The following is a 14,574-nucleotide window of genomic DNA, read 5'->3' as shown; positions in this document are numbered from 1 at the left end:
GTTATTAAATGAGAAAAAAGGAGGTCCATTTGACCTCCTTAATTATTGGTCGTTAGATGTTCCAATCTTTTAATAGTGGTAATACATCTGACTCTAAACTTGTCTGTAATGTCGACAGAGAATCAACCGCCGTTTGAATACGTACTCGGCCATCGGTATCGCTAATCGCTTGACGGAATGGCATATCATTGTCGCCCTCAATCGCTTGGATTTTGCTAATAGCATCATCAATTTCTGCTTTTACGCGGGTCGCAAGTTCAGGGTTTGCAGCATTAACAAAGTCGATAATTCCTTGCTTATCAGCATTGCCCTCAAACTCACCAAGATAGATATTACGCACCCCAATAATGTTATCGCTAAAGTCCGTTAACGAGTTCCACGAGTATTGCGACTCAACTTTTGAGGTATCCGCTTTATCAATAGTGTCTCCAAACGGATCTGCAATTTTGCCGTTACCTACCTCATCAACGATACCAATCATGCCGTTAACAAGCTCTTCGATCACACCAACTTGCGAACTGTAAAAAGTGTTATCGTCAGTACCGGAATTTTTTAATAGCTCGCCATAGGCTTTACCATTTTGACCATCATGACTTACTAGCCAAGCGTCATCGAGCTCTTTGGTGTAATCACGAAATACCTCGGCTAGCCCCATTAAGTAGTCACGTTCGCTTGCCGTGAGCTCTGAAATATCTTTAGTGTTATCAGCTACGCCATCGCCAAATAATAGGTACTCCATAGTATGGAATCCCTGTACATCATCATTCCAACCTTTAATCGTTTCAGCGTCAAAACCACTGTTATTGGCAAGCACTGTGGTTAAGTCAGTCGTATTTAGTGGCCAGCTATCAAGATGCGGATCAATATCCAGTGAATCTACCGGACCAAAAATATGCGACTCACCTTGCTCCCAAGGTTGGCGCGCCGCTTTCCAAGCTTGCTGGGCTGCTAATAAGTTAGCTTGAGTTGGTGTATTAACTAAAGTTTGAGTCGCTTGCAACATGGCTTCACCGGTCGCAGCAAGATTTGAATAACCAGCAACAATCACATCATCGGTCAGGTTAGTGATCATTTCGTTCGCATCAAAATTAAAGCCTGTTTCAGGCTCTACGGTAGGCGTATTGTCAGAGCCCGAGCCTCCACAAGCTGAAAGTGCAGTAATAAGAGCAATAGCAAGCGCAGAATGAGTAAAGTGTTTCATAAAAAACTCCATTTATTTATATCTTTGTTTAAAGTGAAAATTGGTAACCAACGCCTAAAGCGAAAAAGTGAGTGTCAGGAATTGCCGAAACAGCAACTTGATGCACTCCCGCTTCTGCTTTAATGACAATTTCAGGGATAGGGAAATAGTTAATACCGCCACTAATCCAAGTGTTTTCGTATCGCTTGGTCGCTACACCGGTTTCCACTTCTTTTAATGGGTTGGAGTAATCGATATTGGCAAAAACCGTTACAGGAATAGCGGTGAACTGGCCTAAATCCACACCAGCCTCAACAAAGAAAGCCTCTGATTTAGAGCCCACTTGTGCGAAGTTACCGGGTTTAAGCCCTGGCGTTGTTTTATTTGCCTGAGTAATGGCATCGCTATCACTTAAGGTGCCGTAAAGATATTGACCACGTAAGATCCATGGTCCTTCAACAAAGGCGCCGGCAATCGACAAGATTTCAACCGTGCCATCTGCGCTTAATTTATTGGTTTTATGGCGATTACCACTGGTATTTCCGTAATAATAAGAAGCACCAATTGCGCTGCCAGTTTTAAAGTTGCCATAGTCAAGGCGTACCACATAGGCGAGATCATCGGCATTAACATGCTCGAAGCGTTTTTGGTGACCAGATGCGACCCAGTCATAACTGCGGAAATATTCAGAGTTTAGGCCACTCACAACTTGGGCTTGATAGTTGAAGTTGGCAAGCTCACCAAAGATCCCAATACCATTTTCATTCCATACAGCGGGTAACATTGCCGCTTCACTCTTATGGCGTTGCACCGTAAGGTATTGACTAGGTTTATGCAGAGTACTACTTAAGCCAACTGGCAAATGAATATTACCGAATTTAACCCCAAAAGCATCGCTTGGACGATAACGGATCTCGGCTTTTTCAATCATCACCTCGCCGCCCGCTTCTACTTCTGCTTCAAACTCACCAAACTCATCAAAACCATCATATTCTAACGATGTACCTGTACCGCCATGCTCATATTCAATTTCAACTTCCATGTCCCACTGGTCGTTAAACTGATAACCAAACTCAGTCACAATCCGCTCTAGATCAAAACGACTACGACGTTCTGGACTGGTGTCTTGAACATTGTCAAAATATTCATCACTGGTATAAATCACGCTGCCATAGGACTTAAATGAAAACTTATCCCAAGGACTAGTTTGACTCTCTTTAAACGACTTCAGCTCATTTACAGCGGCTTGCTCCGCTTGGCTTGCAGCTAAAGCTTGTTGCTCTTGCTGCTGTGCTAACTGTTGTAATTGCGCTTTTAAAGCGGTGAGTTCTGCTTCCTGCTTAGCTATCGCGGCTGCTAATGCTTCAGGATCGCTTGCTGATACCGCACTGTTACTAAACGCGCAGGCAATAGCTAACGCTAGCATGTTCAGCTTGGCATGCTTTGAAATGGACTTCATAAACGTCTCTCATTTTGATTCTGCGCTGCAAGCCAACTAATAAAGTTCTGAGAATAAAGCAAAATATCTACTTTCAGGCGCTCTCTTTACTTTACCAACAACTTAAACAGCTCCCCCTAAATTCGCAGACAAACTACACTTAATGAGAATAATTTACATTACCATTTACATATAACTTACATTTAGCACTAACGTTCAACTTAAGTATCAGCAGCGAAATAGGTAAGTAAGACTGGCTGACAAGCCAAAATTATGAAGTAGAGGGTAGTGTCAAGCGAGTAACTAAACTCGGCTAAGATGCAAACAAACTCATTCTTACAGCAACAATATTCTGTTTAATAAGTGTCTTATCTAATAATCACAGCAGACTCATGTATACTGCCTGCTCGCCGAAATCTGTAAAATTAACCACTACTGTCGATAAATTTTGGCTGTAGCTGATGGGGAACCCAATGAGAAACGAACCACAAAAACTCTTGTTATGGATGACGTTTATCATGTCTTTGGTGTTCGCTGTTTGGCAGGCATTGCTCAACAACTTTGTCATTGAACGCGCACAGTTTACTGGCGCTGAAATTGGTATTTTACAAAGCCTACGTGAAGTTCCGGGGTTCTTAGCTTTTACAGCCATTTTTGTTTTACTGCTGATCCGCGAGCAAGCCTTCGCGTTATTGTCGCTGGCAATATTATGTATCGGTGTGGCGATTACTGGTTTTTTTCCGCAGGTATTGGGCCTTTATATCACCACAGTGTTAATGTCTGTCGGCTTCCATTATTTTGAAACGGTGAATCAATCTCTCACCCTACAATGGGTTGAAAAAAAAGACACAGCTGCATTTATGGGTAAAGCATTAGCTTGGCGCAGTGCGGCTGCGCTCGGTGGATATGCCAGTATTTGGCTCATTATGAGCTGGCTAAAACTCGATTATCAGTGGATGTATGCCATTATCGGCACTCTCGGCTTATTGATGGTACTGAGCATAAGTTATTACTTCCCTAACTTTAACCAAGGCGAGATGCAGCACAAAAAAATTATCCTCAGAAAGCGCTATTGGCTCTACTATTTACTGACTTTCTTCTCAGGGGCAAGACGACAAATCTTTATGGTATTTGCCGGCTTTATGATGGTTGAAAAGTTTGGTTACAGCATCACCCAAATCACCTCACTCTTTCTCATCAACTATGTAGTGAACTTGCTATTTGCACCGACTATTGGTCGTTTTATTGGTCGTATTGGTGAACGTAATGCATTAACTATTGAATATGTTGGCCTTATTGCGGTATTTGTCAGTTACGCCCTAGTCGAACAAGCCCAATTAGCCGCGGCACTATATGTTATTGATCATCTATTGTTTGCTATGGCTATTGCTATGAAAACCTATTTTCAGAAAATAGCCGACCCGAAAGATATTGCAGCCACGATGTCGGTGAGCTTTACCATTAACCACATAGCAGCAGTTGTGATCCCAGCATTACTCGGTTTCTTATGGCTAACATCACCACAATGGGTATTTTATATCGGTGCTGGTTTTGCGTGTTGTTCACTGATTTTGGCGTTAAATGTGCCACGCCATCCGGAACAAGGCATTGAGGTTGCTTACTTTGGTAAAGTGACCAGCAATACAACGAGTTAACGACTATTAAGAATAAGTGGATAAGGTCGATAAGCTTTAATACCAATCAGTATAAATACGCCGTAATGAGTAACTCTTTAGTTAGCTGAGGCGCAATGACAATAATTGATAATGGTGAGTAGAACCATGGTTGAAACAGCAATAGACTGCGCAGCAACGCATACATCAAAAGATAATAAAGCCACCGATGCTTCTGCTCGTAAAAAGGCATTACTACTTGGCAAAATGCTCGGCTTAGCCAGCGAGCATGACTACCGTGCCAGCAGTGCATCTATTGCTGAACGGGCTGCTTTTAGGGCGCAAAAACAAGCGTGTCAGTATCAAGAAAACCTTGAAACCATCTACAAAATAGCTATCAGCCACACCCCGTCAGATGTCACAGGCGTAGATCTCGATCCCGATTGGGCACATCAATTTTTTCAGTTAGCAGAGCAGATCCATAACCGCAAAATGCAGGAGTTATGGGGACGTATTTTAGCGCATGAAATTACTACCCCAGGTCACTTTAGCCTACGTACATTAAGTACCCTTAAACAGCTCACCCATAAAGAGGCACAAGTCTTCGAAAAAGCTTTAAGTATGTCAGTATTGGTTAATAATGAAACGCGACTAAAACTGATTATTGGCTTTAAGCATGCGGGGGGCTTTGGGCAACTATTTAAAAAAGCCACTTCAACAAATATTGGTCTATCGCAGTTTGGCCTACCATATTCAAATATATTGACCTTAGTAGACGCCGGCTTACTGCACCGCAGCGAACTAGAAACAGGGCTCTTAAGCAGCAAAACACCGATCAACTTTATGGTCGGTGACGCCAAACTCAAGTTAACTCCTAAAAGTGGTCAACTATTTTTTAGCTATTACCGCTTTACGCCAATAGGCGATGAACTGGCGCAACTGATCCATTTCAGTACCGACAAAAACTATCTCAAAGCGATGAAGGCGCTATTCTCACACGACTTTAAAATTGATTAACTTCGCTCAATGCGCATAAAAAGGGCTGCGTAGATGCAGCCCTAATTCTTAAACTACTGCCTTTAATTTCTCTGAATCTATCACTTGTATCGCGGCTAAGTAGTCAAGTAGCGCTCGTACCTGATTAGCTAAATCGCCTTTACTGGTATCTATAGTAAGTTCTGCAGCTGTAGGCACTTCGTAAGGAGCGGAGATCCCAGTAAAATCTTTAATTTCACCAGCACGGGCCTTACTGTATAAGCCTTTTGGATCGCGCGCTTCACATACTTCTATTGGTGTAGAAACATGCACTTCAATAAACTGGCCAGCTTCAAATAATGCTCTAACGCGCTCACGCTCTTCTCGGGTAGGAGAGATAAATGCAGACAGTACAACTAGGCCTGCATCGACCATTAGTTTCGCCACTTCCCCAACACGACGCAGATTCTCATCACGATCTTCACTACTAAAGCCAAGATCTTTGCATAAACCATGACGAACATTATCACCATCAAGTAGATAGGTATGAAATCCCGCATCAAATAGCGCACGCTCTAATGCCCCAGCTAAAGTTGACTTACCTGAACCTGAAAGTCCGGTAAACCATAACAAAATAGGGTTTTGCCCTTTTTGCTCTGCACGCGATTGCTGATCGATACTATGTTGGTGCCAAACAATATCAGACATAAAAACTCCCAAAAATCTTCTCTATAAATACAAGCTATAAAGTTTGCTAAGTTGAATATCAAAAAGACCTACATCTCTTGCATGTTCAACCCAGCTTCGCGTTCACTAAAAAGGAAAAAATACTGGAACCAATAACAATACGATGGCGGAATAAAGTAGTGACAAAGGCAGACCAACTCTGACAAAGTCACTGAATCGGTAATTACCCGCGTTATATACCATCAAGTTAGTTTGATAACCGTAAGGCGATATAAAGCTCGCGCTTGCACCAAAAACAACCGCTAAAATAAAGGGTCTGGTATCGACGCCGTAACTCATGGCAATGGCATAAGCAACAGGGAACGACAGTGCCGCAGCGGCATTATTGGTAATCAATTCTGTCAGTAATAACGTCATTAGATAGACAGCGACAAAAGCAGCAAACACGCCGTAACCATTTATTGAGCCAAGAATAAAATTAGCAATATCATCAGCAAGACCTGTTGATAGCATCAAATTGGCTAAACTCAATGCACTGCCGACAATCACCACCAGCTCAAACGGAAAGCGTCGCTTAAGCTCAGAAATACTCACCGCACCAATTGCGATATAGCTCATTAACAGTAAAATCAGCCCTTTAACTAAAGGGATTGCACCTGTTAGGCTAGCTAAAATAGTAAGCAAAAAGCCACCAAGCACAAATTGGCTACGGCGATGATCGAGCCTAACACTTAAATCTAAACCACTCACCGCTGCAAATTCTGAGGCTAATTTCGTATTACGACTAAAGCTGTCACCGGGTGTGATCAGTAATACATCGCCAGCTTGCAGCTCAATATCACCTAAGCCGCCTTTTAACGGATGATTCCCTCGTCTAATAGCCAATACCGCACCGTCAAATTTTTCTCTAAAAGTCGACTGTTTTAACGATCGGCCCACTAAACTAGAGCTTGGTGCTAACACAGCTTCAATCAAATTCTGGCCTTTGGCTTGCTGTTTACCAAACCACTCTAAACCATCAAATTGATGTAACAATTCAACTGACTCTACTGCACCACTAAAGCGCAAAACGTCTTCACTCTGCAGCACCAAATGTGGTGGCACGGGACAAATGCGAATACCGCTACGCTCAAGCTCTACAAGGTATAATTTCTTCAGTGCGCGTAAGCGGTTATCTTGCACACTGTGACCAATTAATAATGATTCTTTGGCGACACGCGCCTCGAGTAGATAAGGCAAAGTTTCATCACTACTCTCTTCACGTCTGTCAGGCAACCAGTTAGCTAATAACACTAATAAGCCAACGCCAGAGGCCACTATGACAACACCTATCATTGAAAACTCAAAGAAGCCCAGCGGCACCAGTCCGGCATTTTCAACAAAAGAGTTAACAATTAGATTAGTTGAGGTACCAATTAAGGTGAGTGTGCCACCTAAAATCGCCGCATAAGAAAGTGGCAACAGTAACTTAGCCGGCGCATGAGCTTGGTTTCTTCTGACCACACCGATTAAAGACGCAACAACGGCTGTGTTATTGGTAAAAGAAGATAATAACGCTGTTGAAAGTCCTAGTTTCGCCATGGTTGAGGCTAGTGAGCCACGCCCAACCATTTGACTCAACTTGCCTAATAAAGATGTTTTCTCTAATGCACCTGTCGACATGATCAACAACACTAAGGTGACTAAACTGGCATTGGTAAAGCTTGCAAGTGCCGTTTCAAGTTCTACCATGCCAAGCAAATAAGTCGTTAACGAAGCGACAAAAAACAATGCAGCAGGTGTCCATAGCCCCGCCATTAAGGCGGCGACTAAGGCAAATAATATGCACGATAACACCCACAAATCAGTCATGGTTAGCGTTCAACCTTGCTGATATCGATTGCTTGCCAGTGAGGGTATTGCTTACGAATAAGCGCATTGAGCTCTAACTCAAAATCACTGTATTGCTGCGTGTTGCTCTGATTGCGTGAACTGGTAACCGCCATAACAGCTGCTACAGTTGCATTAGATAGGCGATCGATAAGGATCATACCACCTGTATCACGTACTAAGTTATATGGGTCAATCGCAATTGACTCATTCAATTCAAGTGTTACCCGCGCCATATCGTTCAAACCAATACTATCGCTTTGATTGCGCTCAAGCGTGTTTATATCAACTACATAGTCAACTTTAGTTACGCTAGCCTGTAGCTTTTTACCCGCCACTTTTAAGTCGTAAAGCTGGCCAATCTGTAATGGCTTTTCATCCATCCATGCAATATCAGCAATCAATTGATTAGCAAGCTCCGGCGCATTATCAAGCTGTGATAGCAAATCGCCTCTTGAAATATCAATCTCATCTTCAAGAGTCAAAGTAACCGCTTGCCCTGCAATCGCTTGCTGAAGATCGCCATCAAAAGTCACTATGCGCGCAACCTTGCTACGCTTGCCCGAAGGCAACGCCACTAACTCATCACCCACATTAATCACGCCAGAAGCTAGCGTGCCTGAAAAACCTCTAAAATCAAGATCTGGACGCTGAACATATTGCACTGGGAAGCGTACTGGAAGCTCTGTTAACTCACGGCGAGTATCTATGGTTTCAAGTAGATGGAGTAACGTGCCGCCATCATACCAAGGCGTATGTTCACTGCTATCTACAATATTGTCACCTTTTAACGCAGAGAGTGGTACATAGCGAATATCCAAATCACCTAATTGCTCTGCAAACTGGGCAAACTCTGCTTGAATGTCGTTAAAGACTTTTTCATCAAAATCCAGTAAGTCCATCTTATTAACTGCAACCACAAAATGACGGATCCCGAGCTGCGATGCAATAAATGCATGGCGACGGGTTTGAGTTTGCACACCATATCGCGCATCGACCAAGATAACCGCTAAATCACAAGTTGAAGCACCCGTTGCCATGTTACGAGTATATTGCTCGTGACCAGGCGTATCTGCAATGATGAATTTACGCTTATCACTAGAGAAGTAACGGTAAGCGACATCAATGGTAATCCCCTGCTCACGTTCCGCTTGTAAGCCATCGACAAGTAGCGCTAAATCAACTTCTTCACCTGTCGTGCCAAGCTTAGCGCTGTCGCTTTTCAGGCTCGCCAATTGGTCTTCATAAATTTGGGCGCTGTCATGTAATAAACGCCCGATTAACGTACTTTTACCGTCATCGACGCTGCCGCACGTTAAAAAGCGCAACAGGCCTTTATTTTGCTGTAATGATAGGTACTCTTTAACACCTAAATCTTCAAGTTCTGCCGCCAGTCGTGCGTTATTCGTTACTGCTTGATTCATAATGATCCCTTAGAATTCCGTTGCCAACTCCCTCACGGGATATTAGAAATAGCCTTGACGCTTTTTAAGCTCCATAGATGCACTTTGATCTGCATCGATAAGACGTCCTTGACGCTCACTTGAGCGGGTCAGCAACATCTCTTCAATAATCTTTTCTAGCGTGTCTGCTGTTGAGTGCATCGCGCCAGTTAACGGGTAGCATCCTAAAGTTCTAAAGCGCACTAACTCTTGCTTTGGTTGCTCGCCTTCAGCCAACGGCATTCTGTCGTCATCAACCATAATCATCATGCCGTCACGCTCAACAACCGGACGCTCTTTGGCAAAATACAGCGGCACCAACTTAATATCTTCTTGATAGATGTATTGCCAAATATCGAGTTCAGTCCAATTTGAAAGTGGGAAAACACGGATACTCTCGCCTTTATTGACCGCACCGTTATAGGTACGCCATAACTCTGGACGCTGGTTTTTAGGGTCCCAAGTGTGGTGTTTATCGCGGAACGAATACACCCGCTCTTTAGCACGAGATTTCTCTTCATCGCGACGTGCACCGCCAAAAGCCGCATCAAAACCGTATTTATTCAGCGCCTGCTTTAAACCTTGGGTTTTCATGATATCTGTATGCTTTGCGCTGCCATGATCAAACGGATTAATTCCCAGCTCTAGTCCTTCAGGGTTTTTATGCACTAGCAGATCAAAACCAAACTCTTTGGCTTGTGCGTCGCGAAACGCAATCATCTCTTTAAACTTCCAATCGGTATCGACATGCAGCAAGGGAAAAGGAATTTTTCCCGGATAAAAAGCCTTGCGAGCGAGATGAAGCATTACAGAGGAGTCCTTACCGATGGAATACATCATCACAGGATTATCAAACTCAGCTGCCACTTCGCGAATAATTTGAATGCTCTCAGCTTCCAGTTGTTGCAAATGGCTTAACTCTTTTGCGCCCATGCTAGTTCTCCGTATTCTTCAATCAATTATTTATTTAAGTTGTGCGGCTAACTCAGGGTTATTGAGTTGGCTATTATTCGTAATATTCGGGGTGAACCAATTTAAGCTACCAGCAAGCTCTACAACCTCACCGATCACCATCAATGCAGGCATCACCAGCTCCGGGTTATTGGCCAGTTCATCCAAGTTTTGTAGGCTGCCAATAAAGGTTTGCTGCGCCGATGTAGTGGCTTTAGACACGATAGCCACAGGTGTTGCTGCCGAGCGGCCGGCATCGAGCAAACCTTGTTTAATAATTTCGGCATTAAGGATCCCCATGTAAACCACTAAGGTATTGTTTGGGTTCGCATAAGCTTGCCAATCCATAGGGCGACTTTCTAACTTGCAGTGCCCAGTGATAAAGCTGACACCTTGGGCATAATCTCTATGAGTCAACGGGATCCCCGCATAAGCCGCTGTACCACTCGCAGCAGTGATCCCAGGGATCACTTCAAAATCGACACCTGCTGCCACAATAGTTTCTAGCTCTTCACCACCACGGCCAAATATAAACGGATCGCCTCCCTTTAGACGCACCACGTTTTTACGGGTGAATGCTTTTGTGACTAACAGTTGGTTTATCTCGCTTTGCGCAGCACTGTGCTTACCCGCCCTTTTACCCACTGCAATTTTTTCAGCATGTTTTGGAATAAGTGCGAGGATCTCTTCACTAACCAAGGCGTCATATAACACTGCATCAGCATTTTGCAGCACGCGATATGCTTTCACAGTTAGTAGATCAACATCACCTGGCCCGGCACCTATTAGCCAGACTTTTCCTTTGGCTGCTTGACCAGGTAAAGTAACAATCTCCATAACCCTTCCTCACTCATATTCGTTACGCTGAAATATAGCGGCCTCCTTATTCCATAATAAATAGAAAATTATTACCTTTTATAACTTTTTGTTATTTACGTTTAAGCAACTGACCTCTTAAAAGACAAAGAAACAAAACTAAATCATTGTAATAGTTAAACTTAAATACTCATTGCTGAATATTTTTTTCGCTGAAGCCAGCGTATTAATGTCTTTTTAGCACTAAGTTATCGCATTTCAATCTAGTCAGAACCGCAACAGTACTCGATGTCATTTAAGTTAAACCATCAATCAAAAATGTTATTAACATGCATATTTGCTGTTAATAGTATCAACGCCTAGGTAGAATCTTCAAAAACAATAAAGCGGTAACTTAATAAAACTTTGGGGAATGTTATGCACAAACTCGCTGCACTATTGTTAACAACCAGCTTGAGTTGCGCTTTTGGCTTACAAGCGCAAACTAAACCAGAAACAACAGAAAGCGATATCGAAGTGTCGCCTAAGAAAAAGCAATCACTCGTTGATGAGCGGATATCTGAAGAGAAAGCAACCGGTGATCTGCCATATGTAATCACCCCGCACAAAGTCAATTACATTCTGCCTGTTACCTATAGTGAATCGCCTAATATGGCGCCTTTTGAAGATGAAGCCGCAGAGCATCCATTTACCTTAGATAACATGGAGGCCAAGTTTCAAATTAGTTTTAAATTTCCACTTTGGCACAATGTATTTGGTGATAATGGACATCTGTTTGCGGCCTATACTAACCAATCTTATTGGCAGGTCTATAACAAAGATATCTCTTCACCTTTTAGAGAAACTAATCATGAACCAGAAGTCTTTCTGGTATTCACTAACGACTGGCAACTTGGGCCACTAACCAACTCTTTTTGGGGCGTGGGCGCTGTGCATCAATCAAACGGTCAGTCAGGTTCACGTTCTCGTAGTTGGAATCGCTTGTATGGCATGATGGTTTTCGACAACGGCCCCTTTGCACTAGAGGCTAAAGCATGGTGGCGTATTCCTGAAGATGAAAAAGAAACACCAGAGTCGCCAAGGGGCGATGATAATCCAGATATTAATGACTATATGGGCAACATTGAGCTTACCGGCGTATATGGACTCGACGAGCATAGATTTACATTAATGCTGCGAAATTTCGTACAGCAGCCAAGTCATGGTGCGGTGGAATTTACTTGGAGCTACCCTATTTTAGGCAACTTACGTCTATATACTCAGTACTTTAATGGCTACGGTGAAAGTTTAATCGACTACAATGTACGTAATCAACGAATAGGTATCGGGGTTTCTATTAACGACATCTTATAGTCGACAATTCCGGCTCGATATCAAAAACGTCTAAAGTAGGCTTAAACAGATTTCTTTAAGCCTACCTTTACAAGGATGGTTATGACTTTGAGCTATAAGGGTATATTTAACGTTTTTCTCCTACTTATCTGTATTAGCGCAATGCTACTCAGTTACCTTTCCTTTGCTCCAACTAACGTCAGCAGCCAATTAAACTATCATCAATATCAACAAGATATAAAACAACTTCTACAAGAAATAGATCAGCATTCATCCTTTGCAGCCCTCGCACCAAAACAACAAGTAAAAATCAATCAAATTGCCGCTAGGTTTTTAGAACAATCCCAAGGTTTTACTAGCCAAAAACAACTTCAGGGTCAACTTCAACACCTACTTAGCCAGCTGAATGATCCGGCAGCAAAGGTTCAGTTGCCCCATAAAACGGTATTAGACACGCTTCCAGTGAACTTACATTTCGATGGGCAATATTGGTTAGCATTTACACTTGAAGGAGAATTCATAGACGCCGATTTCCCTTTCCTTTCTCATATTGATGGCTTGCCCATAAGCCGCTGGCTACAAGCAAGTGAAGGCTACCTTGCAGGCTCATTAAAACAGTCGACAATAGCTCAAGCGCAATGGTTAACTCACCTATCTCAACTGAGAGTCGAGATAGGTTTACAGCACAGTGATCAGGCATTACTAACCTTATCCGATGGCGAAAGCCACATACAAAGATCACTCGCTTTAGTCGCCAGCGCTAAAATGCCAAAAGCTCAGCAGCCAAATCAAGAGCTGATTTTACGTCTGCCTGCAAACGTCAATGAGACTAACATAGCCACACTTAACCAGCATCTATCCCGCCAACGAGAATCCGACTCCCCTAACGCGTTAATTATCGATATTCGTGCGATAAAGAAACCACAACCACAGCTGATGGCTTGGTTAAACAAACATGTTAACCAAACAGACTCTCTTCGCTCAACAACCCTTGCTGTTATGCAATACAAGCGATTTGCCCATGCTCGAGCCGATCGTATTGCAAGCCAATATATTCCAATAACTGACTTAGCGTTTTTTGAGCAAACGACACTGAAAAACCGAGGTTTCGACAATCAGTTAAATCCCAATAAAGCTTTTAGTCACTATCTTGTTCGACGCTACAGCCCAGCAAGCATAACTCCCAGCTCTATCACATCAGAACAAGTCCCCTTATTTCTCCATGTAGACTCCAGCTGCGAACAAGAGTGTGAGTGGATAGCCTTAGCATCTAAGCATTGGCCTCAGGTAGCCTTAATTGGCGAAACCACGTCAGGTAATCTGGGGCCGTTATATAAATTGACCCTGCCCAACAGCGGTATTCAAATTCAATTTAGTGCAGGATTAACTTATACCCCTGATGGACAGCTTTTTTCAGGAGTAGGTTTAGCACCAGAGATCCCATTAAATCAACAAACTAGCCTGCAAGCAGCCAAACAAACTAAGTCTTTACATGATATTCAACAAGTATTTAAATCCAGAGGCTTACACTTAACGCTAATAGGTAACCATTTAGTGAGCAAACCAGATATCAGCCTCAATTCAGAAATACAGTCTGATAAACGCAACGGAAAGCTCAGTTCATTACAAAAGCCTTTTGGCTAACAAACTCAGCTCCATCGCCTTCATAATCTAAAACTCAATTTATCAATACATATTGCTATTAATAGATGACGTTTTTAAAACAAATTATCGATTCATTCAGTTATCCGCAGCACAAAAAACAACCTTAAACCTATTTTTATTTAACTTCCACATATAACAATTGGAAATAAATAATTAAAAGTTTCACATATTTTGTAATCAACACCCCACATCAAAAATTAATAATATATTAATAACTCTTTTAATCATGATTTAGTTATTTTTTTGACGACAGCAATTAAAAACAAAACCCCATCCTTCTCTACAATTAAAGCGGTATTAATAAAAATTAAATTTATTATGTCAATATTAATGAAGCAAAGGCAAAGGGTGTCAAAAAAAGTGGTGTCAAAACAACGATAAACTGTCAACAAATAGAGTATTGACGCTTGATTAATAAAACCTGTAGTTTTCACAACCAGTTAACAGGTCAAACTGATACTTCAGTGAGTATTGGTAGCTTAAGTAAATGTGTTAACTGTGATTGGGCATAAATTAAAACGTAATAATTGCAGAAACATTCGCTTATGAGTTGTTAAGTAACTCGTTCCTGAATTTTAAACGCAATATAAAACTGTATTTATCCTG

At 42.3% G+C, this 14,574-nt stretch carries 11 protein-coding genes; 4 read left to right on the top strand and 7 right to left on the bottom strand.

Going from position 1 to position 14,574, the window contains the following annotated elements; all coding sequences use genetic code 11:
• Positions 1–52 precede the first annotated feature (52 nt).
• Together L884_RS0103085 and L884_RS0103080 are read right to left on the bottom strand one after the other, a co-directional pair.
• Positions 53–1,201, bottom strand: a complete 1,149-nt coding sequence (locus L884_RS0103085) for an imelysin family protein (RefSeq protein WP_028766115.1) — start codon at positions 1,199–1,201, stop codon at positions 53–55.
• A 28-nt stretch (positions 1,202–1,229) separates the two neighbouring features.
• Complete coding sequence (locus L884_RS0103080; RefSeq protein WP_028766114.1) at positions 1,230–2,639, bottom strand: porin family protein; 1,410 nt, start codon at positions 2,637–2,639, stop codon at positions 1,230–1,232.
• Positions 2,640–3,091: 452 nt separating this feature from the next.
• On the opposite strand from L884_RS0103080, the gene L884_RS0103075 reads away from it, so the two are divergent.
• Together L884_RS0103075 and L884_RS0103070 are read left to right on the top strand one after the other, a co-directional pair.
• Positions 3,092–4,273 carry an MFS transporter gene (locus L884_RS0103075; RefSeq protein WP_028766113.1) on the top strand — a complete coding sequence of 394 codons (1,182 nt, stop codon included), beginning with the start codon at positions 3,092–3,094 and terminating at the stop codon, positions 4,271–4,273.
• Positions 4,274–4,399: 126 nt separating this feature from the next.
• Positions 4,400–5,248, top strand: coding sequence for a TIGR03899 family protein (locus L884_RS0103070; RefSeq protein ID WP_028766112.1), 849 nt, complete (start codon positions 4,400–4,402; stop codon positions 5,246–5,248).
• Between the two features lie 48 nt (positions 5,249–5,296).
• Here the strand turns inward: L884_RS0103070 and cysC are convergent, their stop codons facing one another.
• The 5 genes from cysC to cobA all read right to left on the bottom strand — a co-directional run bounded on the left by cysC (position 5,297) and on the right by cobA (position 10,992).
• Positions 5,297–5,914 (bottom strand): adenylyl-sulfate kinase, encoded by a 618-nt coding sequence (cysC, locus tag L884_RS0103065; RefSeq protein ID WP_028766111.1) that lies wholly within the window; start codon positions 5,912–5,914, stop codon positions 5,297–5,299.
• 105 nt (positions 5,915–6,019) lie between these two features.
• Positions 6,020–7,744 (bottom strand): SLC13 family permease, encoded by a 1,725-nt coding sequence (locus L884_RS0103060; RefSeq protein WP_028766110.1) that lies wholly within the window; start codon positions 7,742–7,744, stop codon positions 6,020–6,022.
• 2 nt (positions 7,745–7,746) lie between these two features.
• On the bottom strand, positions 7,747–9,186 hold the full coding sequence (gene cysN, locus L884_RS0103055; RefSeq protein WP_028766109.1) for a sulfate adenylyltransferase subunit CysN: 1,440 nt from the start codon (positions 9,184–9,186) through the stop codon (positions 7,747–7,749).
• 42 nt (positions 9,187–9,228) lie between these two features.
• The gene (cysD, locus tag L884_RS0103050) at positions 9,229–10,137 is read right to left on the bottom strand and encodes a sulfate adenylyltransferase subunit CysD (protein WP_028766108.1); all 909 of its coding nucleotides are present in this window, start codon (positions 10,135–10,137) and stop codon (positions 9,229–9,231) included.
• A 30-nt stretch (positions 10,138–10,167) separates the two neighbouring features.
• Entirely contained in the window at positions 10,168–10,992 is an 825-nt protein-coding gene (gene cobA, locus L884_RS0103045) for a uroporphyrinogen-III C-methyltransferase (RefSeq protein ID WP_028766107.1), read from the bottom strand.
• A 396-nt stretch (positions 10,993–11,388) separates the two neighbouring features.
• On the opposite strand from cobA, the gene L884_RS0103040 reads away from it, so the two are divergent.
• Positions 11,389–12,324 (top strand): phospholipase A, encoded by a 936-nt coding sequence (locus L884_RS0103040; protein WP_028766106.1) that lies wholly within the window; start codon positions 11,389–11,391, stop codon positions 12,322–12,324.
• Positions 12,325–12,405: 81 nt separating this feature from the next.
• Positions 12,406–13,947, top strand: a complete 1,542-nt coding sequence (locus tag L884_RS0103035) for a S41 family peptidase (protein ID WP_028766105.1) — start codon at positions 12,406–12,408, stop codon at positions 13,945–13,947.
• Positions 13,948–14,574: the final 627 nt, after the last annotated feature.

It is taken from the genome of Shewanella fidelis ATCC BAA-318 (assembly GCF_000518605.1).
GTDB lineage: Bacteria > Pseudomonadota > Gammaproteobacteria > Enterobacterales > Shewanellaceae > Shewanella > Shewanella fidelis.
The sequence above is the reverse complement of the archived record's forward strand: the minus strand, read 5'-3'. Positions and strand labels throughout refer to the sequence as shown.

Excerpts from the sequence above, each read along its gene's own strand:
- cobA (WP_028766107.1), bottom strand. The coding sequence starts at position 10,992 with ATGGAGATTGTTACTTTACCTGGTCAAGCAGCCAAAGGAAAAGTCTGG.
- L884_RS0103035 (WP_028766105.1), top strand. The coding sequence starts at position 12,406 with ATGACTTTGAGCTATAAGGGTATATTTAACGTTTTTCTCCTACTTATC.
- cysD (WP_028766108.1), bottom strand. The coding sequence starts at position 10,137 with ATGGGCGCAAAAGAGTTAAGCCATTTGCAACAACTGGAAGCTGAGAGC.
- L884_RS0103075 (WP_028766113.1), top strand. The coding sequence starts at position 3,092 with ATGAGAAACGAACCACAAAAACTCTTGTTATGGATGACGTTTATCATG.
- L884_RS0103060 (WP_028766110.1), bottom strand. The coding sequence starts at position 7,744 with ATGACTGATTTGTGGGTGTTATCGTGCATATTATTTGCCTTAGTCGCC.
- L884_RS0103040 (WP_028766106.1), top strand. The coding sequence starts at position 11,389 with ATGCACAAACTCGCTGCACTATTGTTAACAACCAGCTTGAGTTGCGCT.
- L884_RS0103085 (WP_028766115.1), bottom strand. The coding sequence starts at position 1,201 with ATGAAACACTTTACTCATTCTGCGCTTGCTATTGCTCTTATTACTGCA.
- cysN (WP_028766109.1), bottom strand. The coding sequence starts at position 9,186 with ATGAATCAAGCAGTAACGAATAACGCACGACTGGCGGCAGAACTTGAA.
- L884_RS0103070 (WP_028766112.1), top strand. The coding sequence starts at position 4,400 with ATGGTTGAAACAGCAATAGACTGCGCAGCAACGCATACATCAAAAGAT.
- L884_RS0103080 (WP_028766114.1), bottom strand. The coding sequence starts at position 2,639 with ATGAAGTCCATTTCAAAGCATGCCAAGCTGAACATGCTAGCGTTAGCT.
- cysC (WP_028766111.1), bottom strand. The coding sequence starts at position 5,914 with ATGTCTGATATTGTTTGGCACCAACATAGTATCGATCAGCAATCGCGT.